The organism is Gallibacterium sp. ZY190522 (genome assembly GCF_054166015.1).
The window spans coordinates 2478354-2497312 of the sequence record NZ_CM135118.1; the positions used below are offsets into that span (position 1 = coordinate 2478354).

At 36.7% G+C, this 18959-nt stretch carries 15 protein-coding genes; 7 read left to right on the forward strand and 8 right to left on the reverse strand.

The window, feature by feature from the left end:
* Nucleotides 1-32: 32 nt before the first annotated feature.
* Entirely contained in the window at nucleotides 33-1172 is a 1140-nt protein-coding gene (locus ACXPAV_RS12020) for an arabinose ABC transporter substrate-binding protein (RefSeq protein WP_458003602.1), read from the reverse strand.
* 155 nt (nucleotides 1173-1327) lie between these two features.
* Between ACXPAV_RS12020 and ACXPAV_RS12025 the strand changes: the two genes are divergently transcribed.
* From ACXPAV_RS12025 to araC, 4 genes are all read left to right on the forward strand, one after another.
* Nucleotides 1328-3007: a ribulokinase gene (locus ACXPAV_RS12025; protein WP_039174602.1), complete on the forward strand. Its 1680-nt coding sequence runs from the start codon at nucleotides 1328-1330 to the stop codon at nucleotides 3005-3007.
* Between the two features lie 9 nt (nucleotides 3008-3016).
* A complete protein-coding gene (locus ACXPAV_RS12030; protein WP_458003603.1) occupies nucleotides 3017-3724 on the forward strand; it encodes an L-ribulose-5-phosphate 4-epimerase in 708 nt (235 codons plus the stop codon).
* A gap of 24 nt (nucleotides 3725-3748) precedes the next feature.
* On the forward strand, nucleotides 3749-5215 hold the full coding sequence (gene araA / locus ACXPAV_RS12035; protein WP_039174601.1) for an L-arabinose isomerase: 1467 nt from the start codon (nucleotides 3749-3751) through the stop codon (nucleotides 5213-5215).
* A gap of 105 nt (nucleotides 5216-5320) precedes the next feature.
* A complete protein-coding gene (gene araC / locus ACXPAV_RS12040; protein ID WP_458003604.1) occupies nucleotides 5321-6166 on the forward strand; it encodes an arabinose operon transcriptional regulator AraC in 846 nt (281 codons plus the stop codon).
* A gap of 33 nt (nucleotides 6167-6199) precedes the next feature.
* Here araC and ACXPAV_RS12045 read toward each other — a convergent pair whose 3' ends face one another.
* The 6 genes from ACXPAV_RS12045 to rpsU all read right to left on the reverse strand — a co-directional run bounded on the left by ACXPAV_RS12045 (nucleotide 6200) and on the right by rpsU (nucleotide 14332).
* A complete protein-coding gene (locus ACXPAV_RS12045; protein WP_458003605.1) occupies nucleotides 6200-6700 on the reverse strand; it encodes an MltR family transcriptional regulator in 501 nt (166 codons plus the stop codon).
* A gap of 26 nt (nucleotides 6701-6726) precedes the next feature.
* Nucleotides 6727-7881, reverse strand: coding sequence for a mannitol-1-phosphate 5-dehydrogenase (locus tag ACXPAV_RS12050; RefSeq protein WP_458003606.1), 1155 nt, complete (start codon nucleotides 7879-7881; stop codon nucleotides 6727-6729).
* A gap of 55 nt (nucleotides 7882-7936) precedes the next feature.
* Nucleotides 7937-9802 (reverse strand): PTS mannitol transporter subunit IICBA, encoded by a 1866-nt coding sequence (locus tag ACXPAV_RS12055; RefSeq protein WP_458003607.1) that lies wholly within the window; start codon nucleotides 9800-9802, stop codon nucleotides 7937-7939.
* A gap of 458 nt (nucleotides 9803-10260) precedes the next feature.
* Nucleotides 10261-12135, reverse strand: a complete 1875-nt coding sequence (gene rpoD / locus ACXPAV_RS12060) for an RNA polymerase sigma factor RpoD (protein WP_458003608.1) — start codon at nucleotides 12133-12135, stop codon at nucleotides 10261-10263.
* A 50-nt stretch (nucleotides 12136-12185) separates the two neighbouring features.
* Nucleotides 12186-13976: a DNA primase gene (gene dnaG / locus ACXPAV_RS12065; protein ID WP_039174486.1), complete on the reverse strand. Its 1791-nt coding sequence runs from the start codon at nucleotides 13974-13976 to the stop codon at nucleotides 12186-12188.
* A gap of 140 nt (nucleotides 13977-14116) precedes the next feature.
* Nucleotides 14117-14332 carry a 30S ribosomal protein S21 gene (gene rpsU / locus ACXPAV_RS12070; protein WP_013745715.1) on the reverse strand — a complete coding sequence of 72 codons (216 nt, stop codon included), beginning with the start codon at nucleotides 14330-14332 and terminating at the stop codon, nucleotides 14117-14119.
* A 202-nt stretch (nucleotides 14333-14534) separates the two neighbouring features.
* Between rpsU and tsaD the strand changes: the two genes are divergently transcribed.
* A complete protein-coding gene (tsaD, locus tag ACXPAV_RS12075) occupies nucleotides 14535-15554 on the forward strand; it encodes a tRNA (adenosine(37)-N6)-threonylcarbamoyltransferase complex transferase subunit TsaD (protein WP_039174488.1) in 1020 nt (339 codons plus the stop codon).
* 61 nt (nucleotides 15555-15615) lie between these two features.
* Here tsaD and ACXPAV_RS12080 read toward each other — a convergent pair whose 3' ends face one another.
* Entirely contained in the window at nucleotides 15616-17514 is a 1899-nt protein-coding gene (locus tag ACXPAV_RS12080; RefSeq protein WP_039174490.1) for an ABC transporter ATP-binding protein, read from the reverse strand.
* Between the two features lie 51 nt (nucleotides 17515-17565).
* Here ACXPAV_RS12080 and ACXPAV_RS12085 point away from each other — a divergent pair, with 51 nt between their 5' ends.
* Both ACXPAV_RS12085 and gmk read left to right on the forward strand, forming a co-directional pair.
* A complete protein-coding gene (locus ACXPAV_RS12085) occupies nucleotides 17566-18195 on the forward strand; it encodes a MarC family protein (RefSeq protein WP_039145424.1) in 630 nt (209 codons plus the stop codon).
* 83 nt (nucleotides 18196-18278) lie between these two features.
* The gene (gmk, locus tag ACXPAV_RS12090) at nucleotides 18279-18914 is read left to right on the forward strand and encodes a guanylate kinase (protein ID WP_039145427.1); all 636 of its coding nucleotides are present in this window, start codon (nucleotides 18279-18281) and stop codon (nucleotides 18912-18914) included.
* The last annotated feature ends 45 nt before the right edge of the window (nucleotides 18915-18959 follow it).

An 18959-nucleotide genomic window follows, 5' to 3' on the forward strand; every position in this document is an offset into this window, starting at 1 on the left:
CATTTTTTGAGAATAGAGATTAATTATTAAAACTATAAGCCTTTTTTAGCTAATTCTTCTTTGTAGTTTTTACGAGTAAGTAAAACGGTATTTGCTACTTCTAAATAAGTTGGGTTAGGAGCTTCTCCTTTTGTAATCCATTTATAAAGTAATTCTGCTGTATGGTATCCATGTACATCAGGGCTTGGTAAAAGCGAACCAAAGAAACCTGTAGGTTTTGTCTTTGCTAATTCATTTTTGGCATCAGTTCCGTTAATACCGATAGCTATGACATTATCGGCAGAGAAACCTTGTCCTTCTGTTGCTCGGACGCCCCCTAATACAGTGTTATCGTTCATTCCTACAATTAACCATTTTTTTACTTCAGGGTGCTGGACTAGAAGAGAATTAGCAGCATCTAATGCACCGGGAATATCATTGGTTTTAGTTGGAACACGATAAATTTTTTCTGCTGGGAAACCTAATTTTGTTAGGGATTCGATAGACCCATGTACACGACGTCGAGCAGTATCCAGTTCGTCTGCGGTGATTGCCATAACAGCGGTTTCTGTAATATCCCATTTCCTATTTTGCATTTCTTTATAGAGTTCTTCGCCTTGTCTACGACCAATATCCGTTGCTGCCATCATTACTAAAGGAACATCGGTCATAGGTTCTCCCTTAGCATTTAAAAATTGATCATCTACCGTTATGACTTTTAGATCATAACTTTTAGCTTTAGCCATAATTGCAGAACCGAGTTTTGGATCAGGAGTACAAATTACAAATCCTTTAGCACCGGAAGCTGCAATAGTATCAATTGCATTTAAAGTTTTTTCGCCGTCAGGAACAGCGATTTTGATGACTTCAAAACCATAATCTTTGCCGGCTTTATCTGCAAAAGTCCATTCTGTTTGGAACCAAGGTTCTTCAGGTTGTTTAACTAAAAAACCAATTTTAATTTTTTCATCATCACTTTTACCAAAAAGTGTTGCTGAAGTATTTATTGAAATTGATAAACCACCTAAAATTAAACTAGATGCCAATAAGCTTTTTAAAAAAGTTCTTTTTTTCATGATATTTTCCTCACTATGATCAAATAATGCTCTTAGTTTTTCATAAAAAATATAAAATTTTAAGTGAGCTAGATCACAAAAAAATTTTATGACAAAAATGTCCATATGTTTAGCCATTAAATTAATCATCCCAGATTTCAATTTATTTTTATTTAAATTAATAAAAAATTAATAGCATTAAATTCCATATTAATAACAGAAATATATATGGAAAAAATAAAGAGAAATTTCCATTATTTTGTCTGTATTAATAGCTTAATAGGACTACAAAAATGGAAAAAAATAAATATGTAATGGGATTGGACTTTGGTTCAGATTCTATTAGAGCTTTAATCGTTGATGTTGTTAATGGAAAGGAATTAAGTAGTGGTGTTTGTTATTATCCTAGATGGATGGAAGGAAAATATTCTGATGCTAGAATATCTCAATTTCGTCATCATCCACAAGATTATATTGATGCGATGACATCTGCCATTAGACAAGCTTTATTATCTGTAAGTACAGATGTTGTAGATAATATTATTGGAATTGGTGTTGACGCAACGGGTTCTACACCAGCGCCCGTTGATGAGAACGGGATAGTTTTAGCATTAAAACCGGAATTCGCTGATAACCCAAATGCGATGTTTATTTTATGGAAAGACCATACCGCAATTGATAAAGCAGAAAAGATTAATCAATTAGCTCATTCAGGAGAATTTATAGACTACACGCAATATGTGGGGGGAGTTTATTCTTCGGAATGGTATTGGGCTAAAATAGCACATATCAGCGAACAAGATTCTGCTGTCGCAAAATCAGCATATACATGGGTAGAATTGGCTGATTGGATTCCTGCATTATTAACTGGGACAGTCGCACCTTCAAAGATAAAAAGAGGGATTTGTGCAGCTGGTCATAAAGCATTATGGCATTCTGACTGGGATGGATTACCAAGTGAAGAATTTTTAAATGCAATCTCACCAACATTAAAATCATTACGATCACATTATTCATTACAAATTTATACATCAGATCAAGAAGCTGGTAAGTTAGATCAAATATGGGCAGACAACTTAGGTTTACCAGTAGGTATTAGCGTTGCTGTTGGAGCATTTGATTGTCATATGGGAGCAGTAGGTGCTGGAGCGAGAGAAAATGATCTTGTTAAAGTAATAGGAACATCAACTTGCGATATCCTAATGGTTAAAAAAGAAGAAGTTGCTGATAAATTGATTGAAGGTATTTGTGGACAGGTAAATGGTAGCGCATTACCTGAGTTTGTTGCTTTAGAAGCCGGACAATCAGCGTTTGGTGATGTCTATGCTTGGTATCAACGGTTACTGAGCTGGCCATTACAATTAGGAATAGAAAAATACCCAGAACTTAAATCTCAATTACAAGAACTTTCCTCTTCATTATTGCCATCTCTTTCTCAATTACTTGATCAACATTCAGATAGTAATGTTCTGGCATTGGATTGGTTTAATGGTCGTAGAACTCCTTTTGCTAATCAGCACCTTAAAGGAGCTGTTGTAAATATGAATCTAGGGACGACAGCGATAGATATTTTTCGTTGTTTAGTTGAGTCTACGGCATTTGGGGCAAGGGCAATTAATGACTGTTTTTTTGATCAAGGAATGAAGATTAAACGCATTATTGCAATTGGCGGCATTTCTAAGAAATCAGCTGAGATTATGCAGTTATGTAGTGATGTGATGGAAACAGAAATTGCTGTAGTTGAGTCAGACCAATGTTGTGCATTAGGGGCAGCTATTTTTGCTGCATTAGCGGCAGGAGCTTATACCAATAGTGTAGATGCTCAACAAGCAATGGCAAGTCGGTTTATCAAGATATATCAGCCAAATGAGAAAAGAAGCCATTATTATCGGGAAAGATATGAACAATATTTAATGTTCGGTAACTATATGGAAGAAATCATTATGGCAACCACAGCTCAAAATAGTAAATAGGAAAAGATTATGGATGTTAATCATTATGAAATGGCTTTGTTAAAAGAGCAAGTTTATCAAGCAAATATGGCATTACCTAAATATAAGCTGATTACTTTTACTTGGGGGAATGTTTCGGGTATTACAGAGGATCGACAATTTGTTGTGATTAAACCTAGTGGTGTAGATTACGATAAATTAACCGTAGAGAGTATGGTAGTTGTTGATTTGGCAGGAAATATAATAGAAGGAAACTTATGTCCATCATCAGATACTTTGACACATATAGAGCTTTATCAACGATATCCAAGTATCAAAGGGATTGTGCATACACATTCTTCTTATGCCGTTGTTTGGGCTCAAGCTAAACAAGCAATTCCTGCCTTAGGAACAACCCATGCAGATTATTTTTATGGCGATATTCCATGTACTCGTTCATTAACTCAACAGGAAATTGAAGAGGCATATGAGAAAAATACGGGGAAAGTTATTATTGAAACAATTCAGCAACGAGATCCACTTACTATTCCTGGAATAGTAGTAAGTGAACATGGGCCATTTGCATGGGGAAACTCACCAAATAATGCTGTACATAATGCTGTTGTTTTAGAAGAAGTTGCAAAAATGGCATTGTTTAGCAAGTTATTAAATTCTGAATTAACCAGAATTGATCAACATATCTTAGATAAACATTATTTCAGAAAACATGGTAGTAATGCTTATTATGGACAAAAATAATAGAAAGTATAAAAGGTGACAATTATGCAAAAAATTTATCAACAACAATTATGGTTTATTACTGGTTCACAAACACTATATGGTGAAGAAGTTTTAGCTACGGTAGATAAAGATAGCCAAGAAATTGTGGCTAATTTTAATCAAAGTCAACAAATTTCAATGCCAATTGTTTATAAAGGAACTGCAAAAAGTCCAACAGAAATCTATCGCTTTTGTTTAGAAGCGAATAATGATGAGAATTGCGTTGGTATTATTTTATGGATGCATACTTTTTCTCCAGCCAAAATGTGGATAAAAGGATTAAAAATTTTGAATAAACCTTTTGTACATTTACATACTCAATTTAATGCTGAGCTTCCGTGGCAAACAATAGATATGGATTTTATGAACACAAATCAAAGCGCACATGGAGACAGGGAATTTGGTTTTATTTGTTCTCGCTTAGGTATTAATCGCAAAGTCATTGTTGGACATTGGGGTAATAAAAAAGTACACGTTGCTTTGGATCAATGGGGGCGTGCAGCAATTGGTTGGGATGAAGCTCAACACTTAAAAGTTGCTCGATTCGGTGATAATATGCGACAAGTTGCTGTAACAGAAGGTAATAAAGTTTCGGCTCAAATCCAATTTGGATTTGAAGTAAATGCTTATAGTGTAGGATCATTAGCTAAAGCTATCGATGCAGTTAGTGAGGAAGATGTAGAAAGTTTGATTAAAGAATATTGTGAACAGTACGAAGTTGCTGAAGGTATTCTTACTACACCAGAATTGCGCCAAGTTTTACAGAAAGAGGCACGATTAGAAATTGGGTTGGAACGTTTCTTAACAGAAAAAGGTTGCAAGGCCTTTACTAATAATTTTGAAGATTTGATTGGATTAACGAATCTTCCTGGATTAGCAACACAGCGTCTTATGGCAAAAGGATATGGGTTTGGTGGCGAAGGAGATTGGAAAACTGCCGCAATGACAAGGATTGTAAAAGTGATGACACAAGGTTTTTCCGGTGGAACATCCTTCATGGAAGATTATACTTATCATTTCTCAAAAGAAGATCAAGTACTTGGTGCTCATATGCTAGAAGTGTGTCCATCTATTACTGATGCACGACCTCGCCTTGAAATCCATCTTCATACCATTGGTTGTAAATGTAATGTAGCTCGGCTTGTTTTTACTGGAAAAGCTGGAAAAGCAATAAATCTATCATTGATCGATTTAGGTGATCGTTTCCGTTTTGTGAGTAATCATCTTGAAACAGTGACCCCACCAGAAGATATGCCAAATCTTCCTGTTGCTAGAGCATTATGGAAACCATTACCTAATTTAGAAGTTTCTGGTGAAGCTTGGATTTATGCTGGCGGGGCACATCATTCAACTTATTCTCAAGCAGTCACTCAAGAAATGCTAAATAATTTTGCTGATATTGCGAATGTTGAAATAGTTGTTATTGATGAAAACACGGAAATTAGGACGTTTAAACAACGTTTAAATTAAATCACAAGATTCGTTTTTCTATATAAGACAAGGCATTTATCAGCTTGATTGCTGATAAATGCATTTTTATCTCAATATAAGACTGATCAAGAGGACTGATCTATTATGCAAAATAAGAATCCTTTATTACCAGGATATAAATTTGATTTACACATTGTGGCAGGATTAACTCCTATTCATCAAGGTGAAATATTGGATTTTGTTATAGATCGACCAAATGGTATGAAAGGATATATATTAAATTTAACTACGGCAGGTAAAGGATATATTTATTCAGGGAAAGAATATCTTACTGTAGAAAAAGGGGACTTGATTTTATTTCCGCCACATATTATTCATCATTACCAAAGACATCCAGATAATGAATGTTGGTATCATAGATGGATTTATTTTAGACCAAGAGGTTTTTGGAAAGATTTTTTACAATGGGAAAAATGTATAGACGGGATTTTTATAACTAACTATGTTGATGAACAAACATATAAGATACTAGAGGATTTATTTATTCATATAGAGGAGCAAAGCAAATTAAGTCAATCATATACGATGGAATTAGCGGAAAATTATTTGGAGCAACTCTTAATTCGTTGTAAACAATTACAGCCTGCAAGTTATTCTAGAAAAATAGATCCTAGAATTTTACAAGCAATTAATTATATGATGGATGATATTAGGAAAGATTATAGTATTAATGAAATTGCAGCCCATGTGTATTTATCACCTTCTAGGCTTATACATCTATTTAGTCAAGAAGTAGGGATGTCTATTTTAAAATGGAGAGATGATCAACGTATTAATTATGCTAAGCAATTACTTTTTACAACGAATGATCCAATTAGTTCTATATCTCGTAATGTTGGATTTACTGATCCTCTTTATTTTTCTAGGGTTTTTAAGAAGAAAGTTGGCGTAAGTCCAAAAGTATTCCGAGAAAGTTTTATGGAAAGATAGGATAAAAAGTAGTTATGCATTAGGTTAGATGATTCACAACGGACTCTCAATCAACAGTGCCTCGTGAATAGAGATAATTGCCAGTGTGATATAGGAGCGAATCATTTTTTCCCAGCGAATGACTTTTACTTGTTCAAGTAATGAATCTTGAGTAGGTTTTGGTGGCGGATCTTTAATAAAAAGAGAATCTTTAATGCAGTTGAGTTGCTGTACAAAATCTAACAGCAAAGGATCGCTGAAAGAGAGCTCTTGGGTTTGGTTGTTGATAATCTCTTTAAGTTTTAGAAATTGTTCAATATCTTCAAAAATGTCTTTAGAGATCACGCCTAAACCTAACAACACTTTTAAACGGATTTTAAAGTCAAATAAAGGACCTGAATGCTCGAATAGCGATTCGATCACAGATTCAACAACGAAATCCGTTTTGCGGAAAACTTTGTTGATAAGTTGATCCAATGCTTCTTCAAAAACAGTTACCGCTGCAATGATTAATCCTCGTGCGCTGGTAACTTCATTTAGTTTTTCCTCGATCATTTAAGTCCTTTAATATCATCAAGAAATTATTTTTTCAATGATGCGTAATTTTGTGCAATTTCCTCAAAAATTGCTTGGTCATTTAATCCGGTATATTGTTCTAATGTTTTAGTAATCCCTTGATCGGCAATAGATTTTTGTAATTCTACTGCTTGCGGATCATTAGCGTTAGTGTAGCACAATGCGGCAGCAATTGCTTTGCATAACATTGGGTGAGGAAGTTGATATTCCAAGGTGCCACGTAACGGTTTGATTAAACGATCGTTATAGCCGAGTTTGCGGATAGGTTCGCGGCCAACACGATCTACATCATCGGTAAGATACGGATTAGCAAAACGTTTTAGAATTTTTTCAATATAAGCGGCGTGGGCAGCCGGATCGAATTGATAACGCTTGATTAATACCGTACCACTTTCTTGCATTACAGCTTTAACTTGTTGTTTGATATTTTCATCATCAATTGATTGCTTAACGAATTGGTATCCGGCAAGTTTGCCTAAATAAGCAGTAACGGCGTGACCAGTATTCAGTGTGAACAATTTTCGTTCAATAAATGCCATTAAATTATCGGTACATTCCATACCTGCGATATTCGGAATATCACCTTTAAATTGCGTTTCATCCACAATCCATTCACTGAATTCTTCAACAGTAACCTGTAGCGGATCTTCGCTGTTTGCTTCAACAGGTGGCACAATTCTATCCACAGCAGAATCAACAAAGCCAACATATTTGTCAATAAGTTGTTGTTCTGATTCGGAAAGGTGAGAATAAACGTGTTCTTTTAAAGCACTGGTTCCTCGAACCATATTTTCACAAGCAATAATATTTAATGGTTGATGATTACCATTTTGAATGCGTTGTAGTAAACCTTGAGCCAAAGATTTAGCAATAATTTTTAATACGCCAGCACCGATAGCAGTCGTGATTAGATCAACTTGTTGAATTTTTTCAAAAAGCTGTTGTTGATTAGCTGAATTAATCCCGTCCACATTTTTTACAATTTCAATTTTGTTTTGACCGTCTCCTACTACTTTGACTGAGTAGAATTTTTGTTGGTTAAGTTGATTAATAACGGTTTCGTTAATATCAGCAAAAGTGACATAAATACCAGCATCAGCAAGTAATTTACCGATAAAACCGCGTCCGATATTGCCGGCGCCAAAATGTAATGCTTTCATTATAAATCTCCTAAATAAAAAGAACGTAGTGATATCACTACGTCCTTACAGCCTATTAACCTTTGAGTAATGCTAACACTTTTTCTACATCATCTGTAGTTGTTAAAGTCTTGATTGCTTCTTCACTATCCAAGGCGTTGGTAATTGCGGTAACCACTTGAATGTGTTCATTGTTGCGAGCAGCAATACCGATAACTAATTTGGCAATACCATCCTCTTCATCGGTGAAACGCACGCCATCTGGATATTGACAGAATACGATACCGGTTTTTAATACAGCATCTTTTGCTTCAATAGTACCGTGTGGTACGGCAACACCTTCACCGAGATAGGTGGAAACAAGTTTTTCACGTTCCAACATTGCATCAACATAACTTGGTTGTACAAAACCGCCTTTTACTAATTGTTCACCAGCAAAACGGATTGCCTCTTCTTTATTAGCAGCTTTCAATCCAAGGAAAACTTGATTTGGTGCTAATGTAAAGTGGGCGTGCGTTTCTACAGTTTCCGCTTGTTTTGTACTTTGTTGACCGACTTCCGCTTTCAATTCGTTGACTAAATGGTCATAGAATTTATTATCCAAGAAGTTAGTGAGTGATAAGTGCATTGCAGTTGGTACTTGCTGTTTTGCGCGTAAAGTTAAATCTTGGTGAGTGATAACTAAACGTGCATTATCAGGTAAATCATTGATGGCACAGTTCGCTACTTCAATATCTAAACCGGCATCTTTAACTTTTTTACGCAACATACTTGCACCCATTGCGCTTGAACCCATACCAGCATCGCAGGACACAAAGATTTTTTTCAATCCGTTGTAGTTAATTTCAACGTGGTTGACATTAGTAGTTTGACCTGATTTTAAATTCTTCATTTGTTGCGTTGCTTCTTCCAAAGAACCTTCGCCTTTTTGAAGTTTTAAGAAGAAAGAGGCAATAACGAAAGAGACCGCACAAGCAATTAATACTGAAAGAATTACACCGAACATTGATGATTTAGGGGTCATAAGCAATACAGCGAAAATAGAACCTGGTGAAGCGGGTGCAACTAAGCCTGAATGAGTTAATGTAAGTGTGAATACACCTGACATACCGCCGGCAATCACGGCAAGTAATAAACGTGGATTCATTAACACATATGGGAAATAAATTTCGTGAATTCCACCAAAGAAGTGAATGATGGCTGCACCACTGGCGGTTTGTTTGGCAGAACCTTTACCGAATAACATATAAGCAAGTAACACACCTAAGCCCGGACCAGGATTTGCTTCAATTAAGAAGAATACAGATTGTCCAAATTCTTGTGATTGTTGAATACCTAGCGGTGAGAAAATACCGTGGTTGATGGCATTATTTAAGAATAAAATTTTTGCCGGTTCAACGAAAAGCGAAGTAAGTGGCAGTAAATCAGCATTAACAAGTACGTCAACACCGGCAGCTAATGCTGTGGAAAGTGCTTTAACGGATGGACCGATTGCAAGGAATGCGATAAGTGCGAGAATCATCCCGATAATACCGGCAGAGAAGTTGTTGACCAACATCTCAAAACCGCTTTTAATTTTACCGTCTACCCATCTATCAAATTTTTTGATGGCATAACCACCGAGTGGACCGGCAATCATTGCACCAAGGAACATTGGAATATCTGAACCAACGATAACCCCCATTGTAGTAATGGCGCCAACTACAGCACCACGATCACCCCCGACTAAACGGCCACCAGTATAACCGATGAGCAATGGTAGCAAATAAGTGATCATTGGGCCAACAAGTTTGCCTAATGTTTCATTTGGCAGCCAACCTGTTGGGATAAATAATGCGGTAATAAATCCCCAAGCGATAAAAGCACCGATATTCGGCATTACCATATTGGAGAGAAAACGACCGAAGTTTTGTATGCGTAATTTTGTCTGTGCAGAAACCATAGTTTTAATCCTCAATAATGTAGAAGAAATTTCGAACAGAAAAATAGCATATTGAACAAAAAAGCGGAAATTTTTGATTTCAAAAATGTGACGAACTTCAAATAAAATTTTTTATGAAAAAAAATAAAGTGTGATATGCGTCACAAAATTTAAAATATAAAATATTTTTTGTGATATATATCACATTTTTTTCTGTATAAAAATGATGAAAAAAAGTATGGGATAAAAGTTATTTTTTACTTGGTAAAATGACCTATTTTCGCCTAATTTTATCGATATAATGTGCTTACTAAGGAAAAGAAGCAGTTCATAAAATAAAGAATTAGAATAATATGGTCACATATCAAAATGAACTAAAACAAAATATTGGGGAAAGCTATATTGTATTATTAAATATGTAAATATTTGAAAAATAAAAAGATCGGTTTTACGACCGATCTTTTTAAATAAGAATTTAGTTATTCATCCAAGAAACTACGCAACGTTTCAGAACGACTAGGATGGCGCAATTTACGTAAGGCTTTCGCTTCAATCTGACGAATACGTTCACGAGTAACATCAAATTGTTTACCTACTTCTTCCAAAGTGTGATCCGTATTCATATCAATACCAAAACGCATTCTAAGCACTTTAGCTTCACGTGGCGTTAAACCTTCCAAAACTTCGTGAGTTGCCACCTTTAAGCTTTGTGCGGTTGCTGAATCCAGAGGCAATTCTAAAGTATTGTCTTCAATAAAATCACCTAAATGTGAATCATCGTCATCACCGATAGGGGTTTCCATTGAAATAGGTTCTTTAGCAATTTTCAATACTTTTCTGATTTTGTCTTCAGGCATTCCCATTCGTTCAGCTAACTCTTCCGGAGAAGCTTCACGCCCCATTTCTTGTAACATTTGGCGAGAAATTCGATTTAATTTATTAATCGTTTCGATCATATGTACCGGAATGCGGATAGTACGAGCTTGATCAGCTATTGAGCGCGTAATCGCTTGACGAATCCACCAAGTTGCATATGTAGAGAATTTATAACCACGACGATATTCAAATTTATCTACCGCTTTCATCAAACCGATATTACCTTCCTGAATTAAATCAAGGAATTGCAATCCACGGTTGGTATATTTTTTGGCAATGGAAATTACTAAACGCAAGTTAGCCTCGACCATCTCTTTCTTAGCCCGACGAGCTTTGAGTTCGCCTTGAGAAATTTTCTCACCGATTTGGCGGATTTGTGTAATGGTTAATCCACTTTCCTGTTCAATGGTTTTCAATAATTGAATTGCTTGGCGGATACCAACTTCGTAATCCTTTAATTTTTCAGACCAATTTTTGCCAGCAGCTAATGCTTTTTCAATCCAAGCATCATTTGTTTCGTGACCGATAAAAGCTTTTTGGAAAGTGCCTTTCGGCATTTTGGCATATTCAACGGCTAAACGTTGGATTTGGCGTTCTTGAGTACGAATACGCTTCATCATATCTCGCATTGATAATACTAAAATATCGAATTGTTTCGGTACTAATCGGAATTGTTGAAAAATTTCTGAAAGAGCATTAATTTGATCTTTTGCTTTTTTATTTCCACGACCGTGTTTATCAATTGCAGCGACAGTTTTGTGATGTTGCTCTTTTAATGCAGCAAATTTTTCACGTGCCATTTCAGGATCGATGCTGTTATCTGAATCATTGTCGGCACTGTTGTTGGATTCGCTATCACTGTCTTCGTCATCATCGCTTTCATCGAGATCATCGCTGGAAATATTGTTATCGTCTTCTCCTTCTCCGGAATCATCACTCATAAATTTTGAGTAATCTTCGGTATCTGCTGCATTTGGATCGACAAAACCGGTAATAAGATCGGAAAGACGAACTTCACCTTTTTCAACAAGATCATATTGCGCTAATAAATGATCCAGAGCTTGTGGATATTCCGCAACTGCACATTGAACTTCGTTAATTCCTTCTTCAATACGTTTTGCAATATCAATTTCGCCTTCTCGGGTTAGCAATTCTACGCTACCCATTTCTCGCATATACATACGCACTGGGTCGGTAGTTCTACCAATTTCAGATTCTACACTAGAAAGAACCTGTGTAGCTTCTTCTACAGCATCTTCATCGGTAACATTTTCGTTTAGCATAAGATCATCGGCATCTGGAGCTGATTCAAGCACTTGAATCCCCATATCGTTGATCATTTGAATGATGTCTTCTATTTGATCGGCATCAACGAGGTCTTCCGGTAAACTATCATTAACCTCTGCGTAGGTGAGGTAACCTTGTTCTTTGCCCTGTGCAATTAATTGTTTTAACTGAGATTGTGGATTTTGATCCATATTTTGACATCCAATAATTGTTGATTAGCAGAAATCATTCTTCATAATTGTTATGAAGAATAGACCGGAACTAGCAAGTTTCGACTGTTTGCTAGTAGTTCTATCAGTTCTTTTTTTTCATCGAGCGATAAAGAATCTGTACGATCTTTCGCTTTTAACGTTTCAATACGTTTTTCCATTACTTTGGAATGCAAGTGTTTTAGATTACCATAAAAAGTAGCTTCGATGTTATCATCTTTTATTAAATGATCCCACATTGCTAATTTTTCAAGGATTTTCTGTTCTTTTTTTCCACGCCAAAATTCCAGCAGCTGACCGGTTGTAATGCCGCTTTTGTTGGCACAAATCTGATAAATTTCAAGGAATAATGCCAACCCAGGCATATTTAAGTCATACAACACTTGTGGATTGCTTAATAAGATACGTGTGACTTGCGTATCGGCAAGTTCTGGATTTTGTATTAGTAATGCAATAAGTAACCGCATTGGTGTAGATTGTAGCCGTTCTTCTTTCTCTTTTGCTTTATGCTCTGAAATAAGTGCAGGTAGCATTTTTTCAAGTTGCATACTGTCCATAATACCGAGCTTTTGTCCTAAAGTATTGCGTAGATAAAGACGTAATGTTTCACCAGGAATTTGGTTAATTAATGGTACAGCTAATGCAGCCAATTTACTGCGACCATCTTTGCTACTTAAATCCACTTGTGATAGTAGATGTTGAAATAAGAATTCACTCATTGTCTGAGCATTATTGAGAAAATTTTCGAATTGTTCTTTACCGATTTGGCGAATAAACGTATCAGGATCTTCATTATCTGGCAAAAAGATAAATTTAAGCTGTCTACCATCATAAAGGTGAGGTAAGGCATTTTCTAATGCTCTCCATGCAGCGCTTTTACCGGCATTGTCGCCATCATAACAACAGATAATTTGTTCAGTAGCACGGAATGCGATCTGAATTTGTTCTCCAGTAGTTGCAGTTCCCAGTGAAGCAACTGCATTAGTAACGCCGAATTGAGCTAATGCAACCACATCCATATATCCTTCTACAACAAGCAAATATTCTGGATTATCATTTTGTTGTAATGCTTCATATAACCCATATAATTCGTTTCCCTTATGGTATGTTGCCATTTCTGGTGAATTTAAATATTTAGGTTTTTCATCTCCTAAAACTCTACCGCCGAAAGCGATGGTTCTGCCTCGACGATCTCGGATTGGAAACATAATTCGTTGGCGGAAGCGGTCATAAAAGTTACCGTAATCAGATTTTGTAACCATACCGGTGTCCACTAGTTTTTGACGGTCTTCTGATGTTTTACCGAAGCTATTTAAAACGGAATTAGTATTGGTTGAGAAACCGATGGCAAAGCGTTGAATAATTTCAGTTGATAATCCTCGTTGTTGAAGATAAGCCTGTGCTGGCAGAGATTGAAGCAGTTGCTGTTGATAAAATTGAGTTATATCGTGCATTAACTGATGTAAATCACGTTTACTTCTATAATTGGCACTATTGTTGGGATTATATTTACTATTAGTCTCTTCCCTTGGAACTTCTACCCCTTGTAATGATGCTAGCTCTTCAATAGCTTCAACAAAATCCATCTTGTCATATTCCATTAAAAAGGTAATGACATTTCCGTGAGCACCGCAACCGAAACAGTGGTAAAACTGTTTTTTAGGACTAACGGAAAAAGAAGGTGTTTTTTCATTATGGAATGGACAGCAGGCTTGGTAATTTTGCCCTGCTTTTTTGAGTTTTACTCGAGAGTTAATAATATCAACGATGTTGGTACGTGCTAAGAGTTCATCAATAAAAGTGCGTGGAATCAGTCCTTTCATTTTCGACACTCCTCATATGGCAAAGGGATTTGCTGTTACAGCGTTGCAATAATTATGGGCTATAAAATAAAGAACAACCGTGTTTCAACAAGAAACACGGTTTAAAATATAATTCGTTTAAAGCTAAATCAAAGAATGAATTAATATAAACGAGTATGACGTGCGTTTTCACGTGCTAATTTTTTAGCGTGACGTTTTGCAGCAGATGCTTTTTCGCGTTTACGAATAGTAGTTGGTTTTTCGTAGAATTCACGGCTACGAACTTCTGCTAAGATTCCTGCTTTTTCGCAAGAACGTTTGAAACGACGTAATGCAACGTCAAATGATTCATTTTCACGAACTTTAATTACAGGCATGAGCCAATCACCTCAATGAAATTTATACATATTTGTGGTTATACAAGATAACCTTTACTCAATAAAGGTCGCAATTTTAATCTATTTCCATACGAAAAGTAAAGCGCTTATTTCGTGATTAGCAACCGACAAACTAGAGAAATTAATGAAAAAAGCGTAAAATGCCGGCAATTTTTTTGAAAGGTATAACGAAGAAAGATAGATGAAAGTTTTAGGAATAGAAAGCTCCTGCGATGAGACTGGGGTCGCTATTTATGATGAAGAGAAAGGATTAATCGCCAACCAGCTCTATACTCAAATCAGTTTACACGCCGATTATGGCGGAGTTGTGCCGGAATTGGCTTCGCGAGATCATATTCGGAAAACAGCACCTTTAATTCAGGCAGCGTTGCAAGAAGCAAATTTGCAGCCTGAAGATATTGATGGTGTAGCCTATACAACAGGACCAGGGTTGGCTGGTGCGTTGTTAGTGGGGGCAATGATTGCTCGCTCTTTGGCTTATGCTTGGAATGTGCCGGCATTAGGTGTTCATCATATGGAGGGACATTTGCTCGCACCGATGTTGGAAGAGCGAGTTCCTGATTTTCCTTTTTTGGCATTGTTGGTGTCAGGAGGGCATACACAGTTAATTCAAGTCAACGGTATTGGTGATTATCAATTATTGGGGGAATCAATAGATGATGCTGCAGGTGAAGCATTTGATAAAACAGCTAAATTGCTTGGTTTGGATTATCCGGGGGGAGCAGCATTGTCACGATTGGCGGAACAAGGCAACCCTAATCGTTTTATATTTCCACGACCGATGACGGATCGTCCGGGGCTTGATTTTAGTTTCTCTGGGTTGAAAACGTTTGCTGCAAATACTGTAGCTCAATATCCGCAAGATCAACAAACACGTTGTGATATTGCTTATGCATTCCAAGCAGCTGTAGTGGATACATTGGCAATTAAGTGTCAACGCGCCTTGACTCAAACCGGTTTGAAACGTCTGGTTATTGCTGGTGGTGTGAGTGCAAATAAACAGTTGCGTCAACGTTTAGCTGAATTAATGGAAAAATTAGGTGGGGAAGTGTTTTATCCAGCTCCTCAATTTTGCACCGATAATGGCGCAATGATCGCTTATGCTGGTTTTTTACGCTTAAAAGCAGGCGAGCAGACCGGTTTGGCGGTTGAAGTGCGTCCTCGTTGGAAAATGAGTGATTTAGCGAAGATTGTTAGCTAAATTAATCAAGATGATGGGCGGTTACAGCCCATCATTATATTAAATATTAAAAATTACTCCTTTAACTGAAACTCTCCAATAATTCTTGTTGCGTCAACCAATCATTTTCGACCTGTTCGAGCTTTTTCTTTAATTCTGCCTGATCCGCTAATAATGTTGTTAATTTTTCTTTATTTTCAGTAAGATAAAGGTCGTTATCCGATAATTTAGTTTCTATTTGCGCCAGTGTTGTTGAATATTGCAGCATACTTTTTTCAAGCTGTTGAAGTGCTTTTCTAATCGGGGCGGTTTTTTCGCGTAATTCCGCTTCACGCCGCTTTTGTTCTTTTCGTTGAAGAAATTCATTTTCCTTATTAGTCTCGGAAGTAACCATTTGCTGATTAGCGTCCGATTCCAATGTTAAAAGCCATTTTTGATAATCTTCCAAATCGCCGTCAAACGCCTCAACTTTTTTATCGTGTACCAAATAGAACTCACTGACGGTATTGCGTAACAAATGGCGATCGTGCGATACCACCACTAATGAGCCTTCGTAATCCATTAATGCCTCAGTAAGTGCTTGACGCATATCCAAATCTAAATGGTTGGTCGGTTCATCAAGCAATAATAAATTTGGTCGTTGCCACACAATTAATGCTAAAACCAAACGTGCTTTTTCACCACCGGAAAAGGAAGCGATTGTTTGTTTGACTTTATCACCGTGAAAAGCAAAACCACCGAGATAATCCCTCAATTCCTGTTCTGTTTTAGTCGGTGACAGACGTTGTAAGTGCCATAAAGGACTCTCTTCAGCGCGCAAAATATCGAGTTGATGTTGGGCGAAATAGCCAAGTTGAATGCCTTTTGCCAATTGAACAATACCTGATTGGGGTAAAAGTTCTCCAGCTAATAATTTAATTAGCGTTGATTTTCCTGCACCGTTTTTGCCTAATAAACCAATGCGTGAGCCAGGAACTAAATTAAGTTTAATGTGTTGTAAAACCAAATTTTCTCCATAGCCAGCACTTACTTTTTCCATTGATAACAATGGATTAGGCAGATATTCTGGTTGTGGAAAATGGAATGAAAATGGGTTATCGATATGTGCTGGTGCGATTTTTTCCATTCGTTCCAGTGCTTTAATTCGGCTTTGTGCCTGTTTCGCTTTGGTGGCTTTTGCTTTAAAGCGATCAATAAATTTTTGCAGATGCGCAATTTTTTGTTGCTGTTGCTGGTAGAGTGCATTCTGTTGAGCAAGTTTTGAAGCTCGCATTATTTCAAAATTTGAATAATTTCCTGTATATTCAAATAGTTGGTGTTGTTCTATATGGATAACTTTATTTATGATCGGATCGAGAAAATCGCGATCGTGAGAAATTAAAACTAATGTGCCTGAATAACTTTTCAGCCAACTTTCCAGCCAAATAACGGCATCTAAATCCAAATGGTTGGTCGGTTCATCAAGTAGGAGTAAATCTGAACGGCAAAGCAGCGCTTGAGCCAAATTCAGACGCATTCGCCAACCACCGGAAAATGATTTTACCGGCAGACTGAGCTGTGATTCTTCAAAACCTAAGCCGTGTAATAATGTAGAGGCACGAGATTGAATTGTCCAAGCATCAATAGCATCCAGTTGAGAATGAATAGCGGCAATGCGATAACCGTCATTTTGCTGATTGGCAATGGCTAATTGTTGTTGTAATTGTGTATATTCACGATCACCTTTAATGGTATAATCCAAAGCAGAAATTTCCAATGCCGGCGTTTCTTGATTAACCCAGCTGATTTGCCAGCCGTTCGGATAGGTGACATCGCCTTGTTCGGGGAATAATTCGCCTTTGATCAGTGAAAATAGCGAAGATTTCCCACACCCATTTTTGCCGACAAGTCCGACTTTCTGACCTGGTGTGATGGTGGCATTGGCGTTTTCTAATAATGTTGTAATTCCGCGTTTAAGGGTTAAATTTGTAAAAATTAACATTTTTCGATATGCTCTTGATAAATTTATGATTTTTCAGTTTAGGATGGACAAATGTTTGATTCTTTTTTAGTACAATTTGTTGTTTTATGGGCCGTCATCGATCCTATCGGCTCAGTTCCTGTATATCTTACCAAAACTATCGGGCTTTCGGTGACAGATCGAAAGAAAATAGCAAGAAATGCAGTACTTATTTCCACTGGAATTTTATTTTTCTTTTTAGTTACCGGTCAATTTTTATTGGAAGCAATGCAAATCCCTTTAACTGCATTTCAGGTTGCTGGCGGTTTAGTGTTATTACTTTTTGCTTTAACAATGGTATTTAGCGAAGGAAAAGCAGAACAGGAAATGCGTTTGTCTTCAAATATCAATGAATTAGCGGTTTATCCATTGGCAGTGCCGTCCATTGCTTCGCCCGGTGCAATGATGGCGATTGTGTTATTGACCGATAACCATCGTTTCAGTTTTGCGGATCAGATTGTAACGGCAGCCATTATGGCGTTAGTGCTGTTGATTACCTATTTATTATTGATAGCCGCAAATAGGATTCAACGTCTAATCGGTACTACCGGTGCTGCGATTATTAGTCGCGTGATGGGCTTGATTTTGGCGGCAATTGCGGTCAACCATATTTTAAGTGGCATTAAAGCCTTTTTTATTGAAGTGATTCCAACTGTTACGTAATTGTTAAAAAATAAAGCAAAAAAGAGACGTTTTATTGATAAAGGTGATAAGATAACGTTCTTTGCAAGGATAGAGAAATTTTTATGCCATTAGGAAATTTATATATTGTATCTGCGCCGAGTGGTGCAGGGAAATCTTCATTAATTTCTGCGCTATTGCAACAACAGCCAAGCTATGAAATGCAGGTTTCTATTTCGCATACTACGCGCCAACCACGTCCCAATGAGGAACAAGGAAAACATTATTATTTTGTTGATCATAAAGAGTTTAAGCGATTAATTGAGGAAGATGCTTTCTTAGAATATGCTGAAGTATTTGGAAATTATTATGGAACTTCGTTGCCGATGATTGAACGTTCATTAAGACAAGGGATTGATGTTTTTTTGGATATTGATTGGCAAGGCGCTCAGCAGGTGAGAAAAAAAGTACCGGCGGCAAAAAGTATTTTTATCCTACCACCATCACTGCAAGAATTAGAACGAAGATTGATTGGTCGTGGTCAGGATTCGAATGAAGTGATTGCTGCAAGAATGAAAAAAGCGATCAGTGAGATCAGTCATTATGATGAATATGATTATTTAATTATTAATGATGATTTTGATCAGGCATTGAGTGAGATTAAGGTGATTTTAAAAGCAGAAAAATTGCGGGTTGAGCGACAAGTTCAACGTCATCAATTATTAATTTCACAATTACTGGCGAAATCGGAACAGCTTTAGTATTATACGTAACCTTTTTATTGGTTGAATAGTAAACAATTTAGT

Excerpts from the sequence above, each read along its gene's own strand:
- ACXPAV_RS12020 (WP_458003602.1), bottom strand. The coding sequence starts at position 1,172 with ATGGCTAAACATATGGACATTTTTGTCATAAAATTTTTTTGTGATCTA.
- ACXPAV_RS12025 (WP_039174602.1), top strand. The coding sequence starts at position 1,328 with ATGGAAAAAAATAAATATGTAATGGGATTGGACTTTGGTTCAGATTCT.
- ACXPAV_RS12030 (WP_458003603.1), top strand. The coding sequence starts at position 3,017 with ATGGATGTTAATCATTATGAAATGGCTTTGTTAAAAGAGCAAGTTTAT.
- araA (WP_039174601.1), top strand. The coding sequence starts at position 3,749 with ATGCAAAAAATTTATCAACAACAATTATGGTTTATTACTGGTTCACAA.
- araC (WP_458003604.1), top strand. The coding sequence starts at position 5,321 with ATGCAAAATAAGAATCCTTTATTACCAGGATATAAATTTGATTTACAC.
- ACXPAV_RS12045 (WP_458003605.1), bottom strand. The coding sequence starts at position 6,700 with ATGATCGAGGAAAAACTAAATGAAGTTACCAGCGCACGAGGATTAATC.
- ACXPAV_RS12050 (WP_458003606.1), bottom strand. The coding sequence starts at position 7,881 with ATGAAAGCATTACATTTTGGCGCCGGCAATATCGGACGCGGTTTTATC.
- ACXPAV_RS12055 (WP_458003607.1), bottom strand. The coding sequence starts at position 9,802 with ATGGTTTCTGCACAGACAAAATTACGCATACAAAACTTCGGTCGTTTT.
- rpoD (WP_458003608.1), bottom strand. The coding sequence starts at position 12,135 with ATGGATCAAAATCCACAATCTCAGTTAAAACAATTAATTGCACAGGGC.
- dnaG (WP_039174486.1), bottom strand. The coding sequence starts at position 13,976 with ATGAAAGGACTGATTCCACGCACTTTTATTGATGAACTCTTAGCACGT.
- rpsU (WP_013745715.1), bottom strand. The coding sequence starts at position 14,332 with ATGCCTGTAATTAAAGTTCGTGAAAATGAATCATTTGACGTTGCATTA.
- tsaD (WP_039174488.1), top strand. The coding sequence starts at position 14,535 with ATGAAAGTTTTAGGAATAGAAAGCTCCTGCGATGAGACTGGGGTCGCT.
- ACXPAV_RS12080 (WP_039174490.1), bottom strand. The coding sequence starts at position 17,514 with ATGTTAATTTTTACAAATTTAACCCTTAAACGCGGAATTACAACATTA.
- ACXPAV_RS12085 (WP_039145424.1), top strand. The coding sequence starts at position 17,566 with ATGTTTGATTCTTTTTTAGTACAATTTGTTGTTTTATGGGCCGTCATC.
- gmk (WP_039145427.1), top strand. The coding sequence starts at position 18,279 with ATGCCATTAGGAAATTTATATATTGTATCTGCGCCGAGTGGTGCAGGG.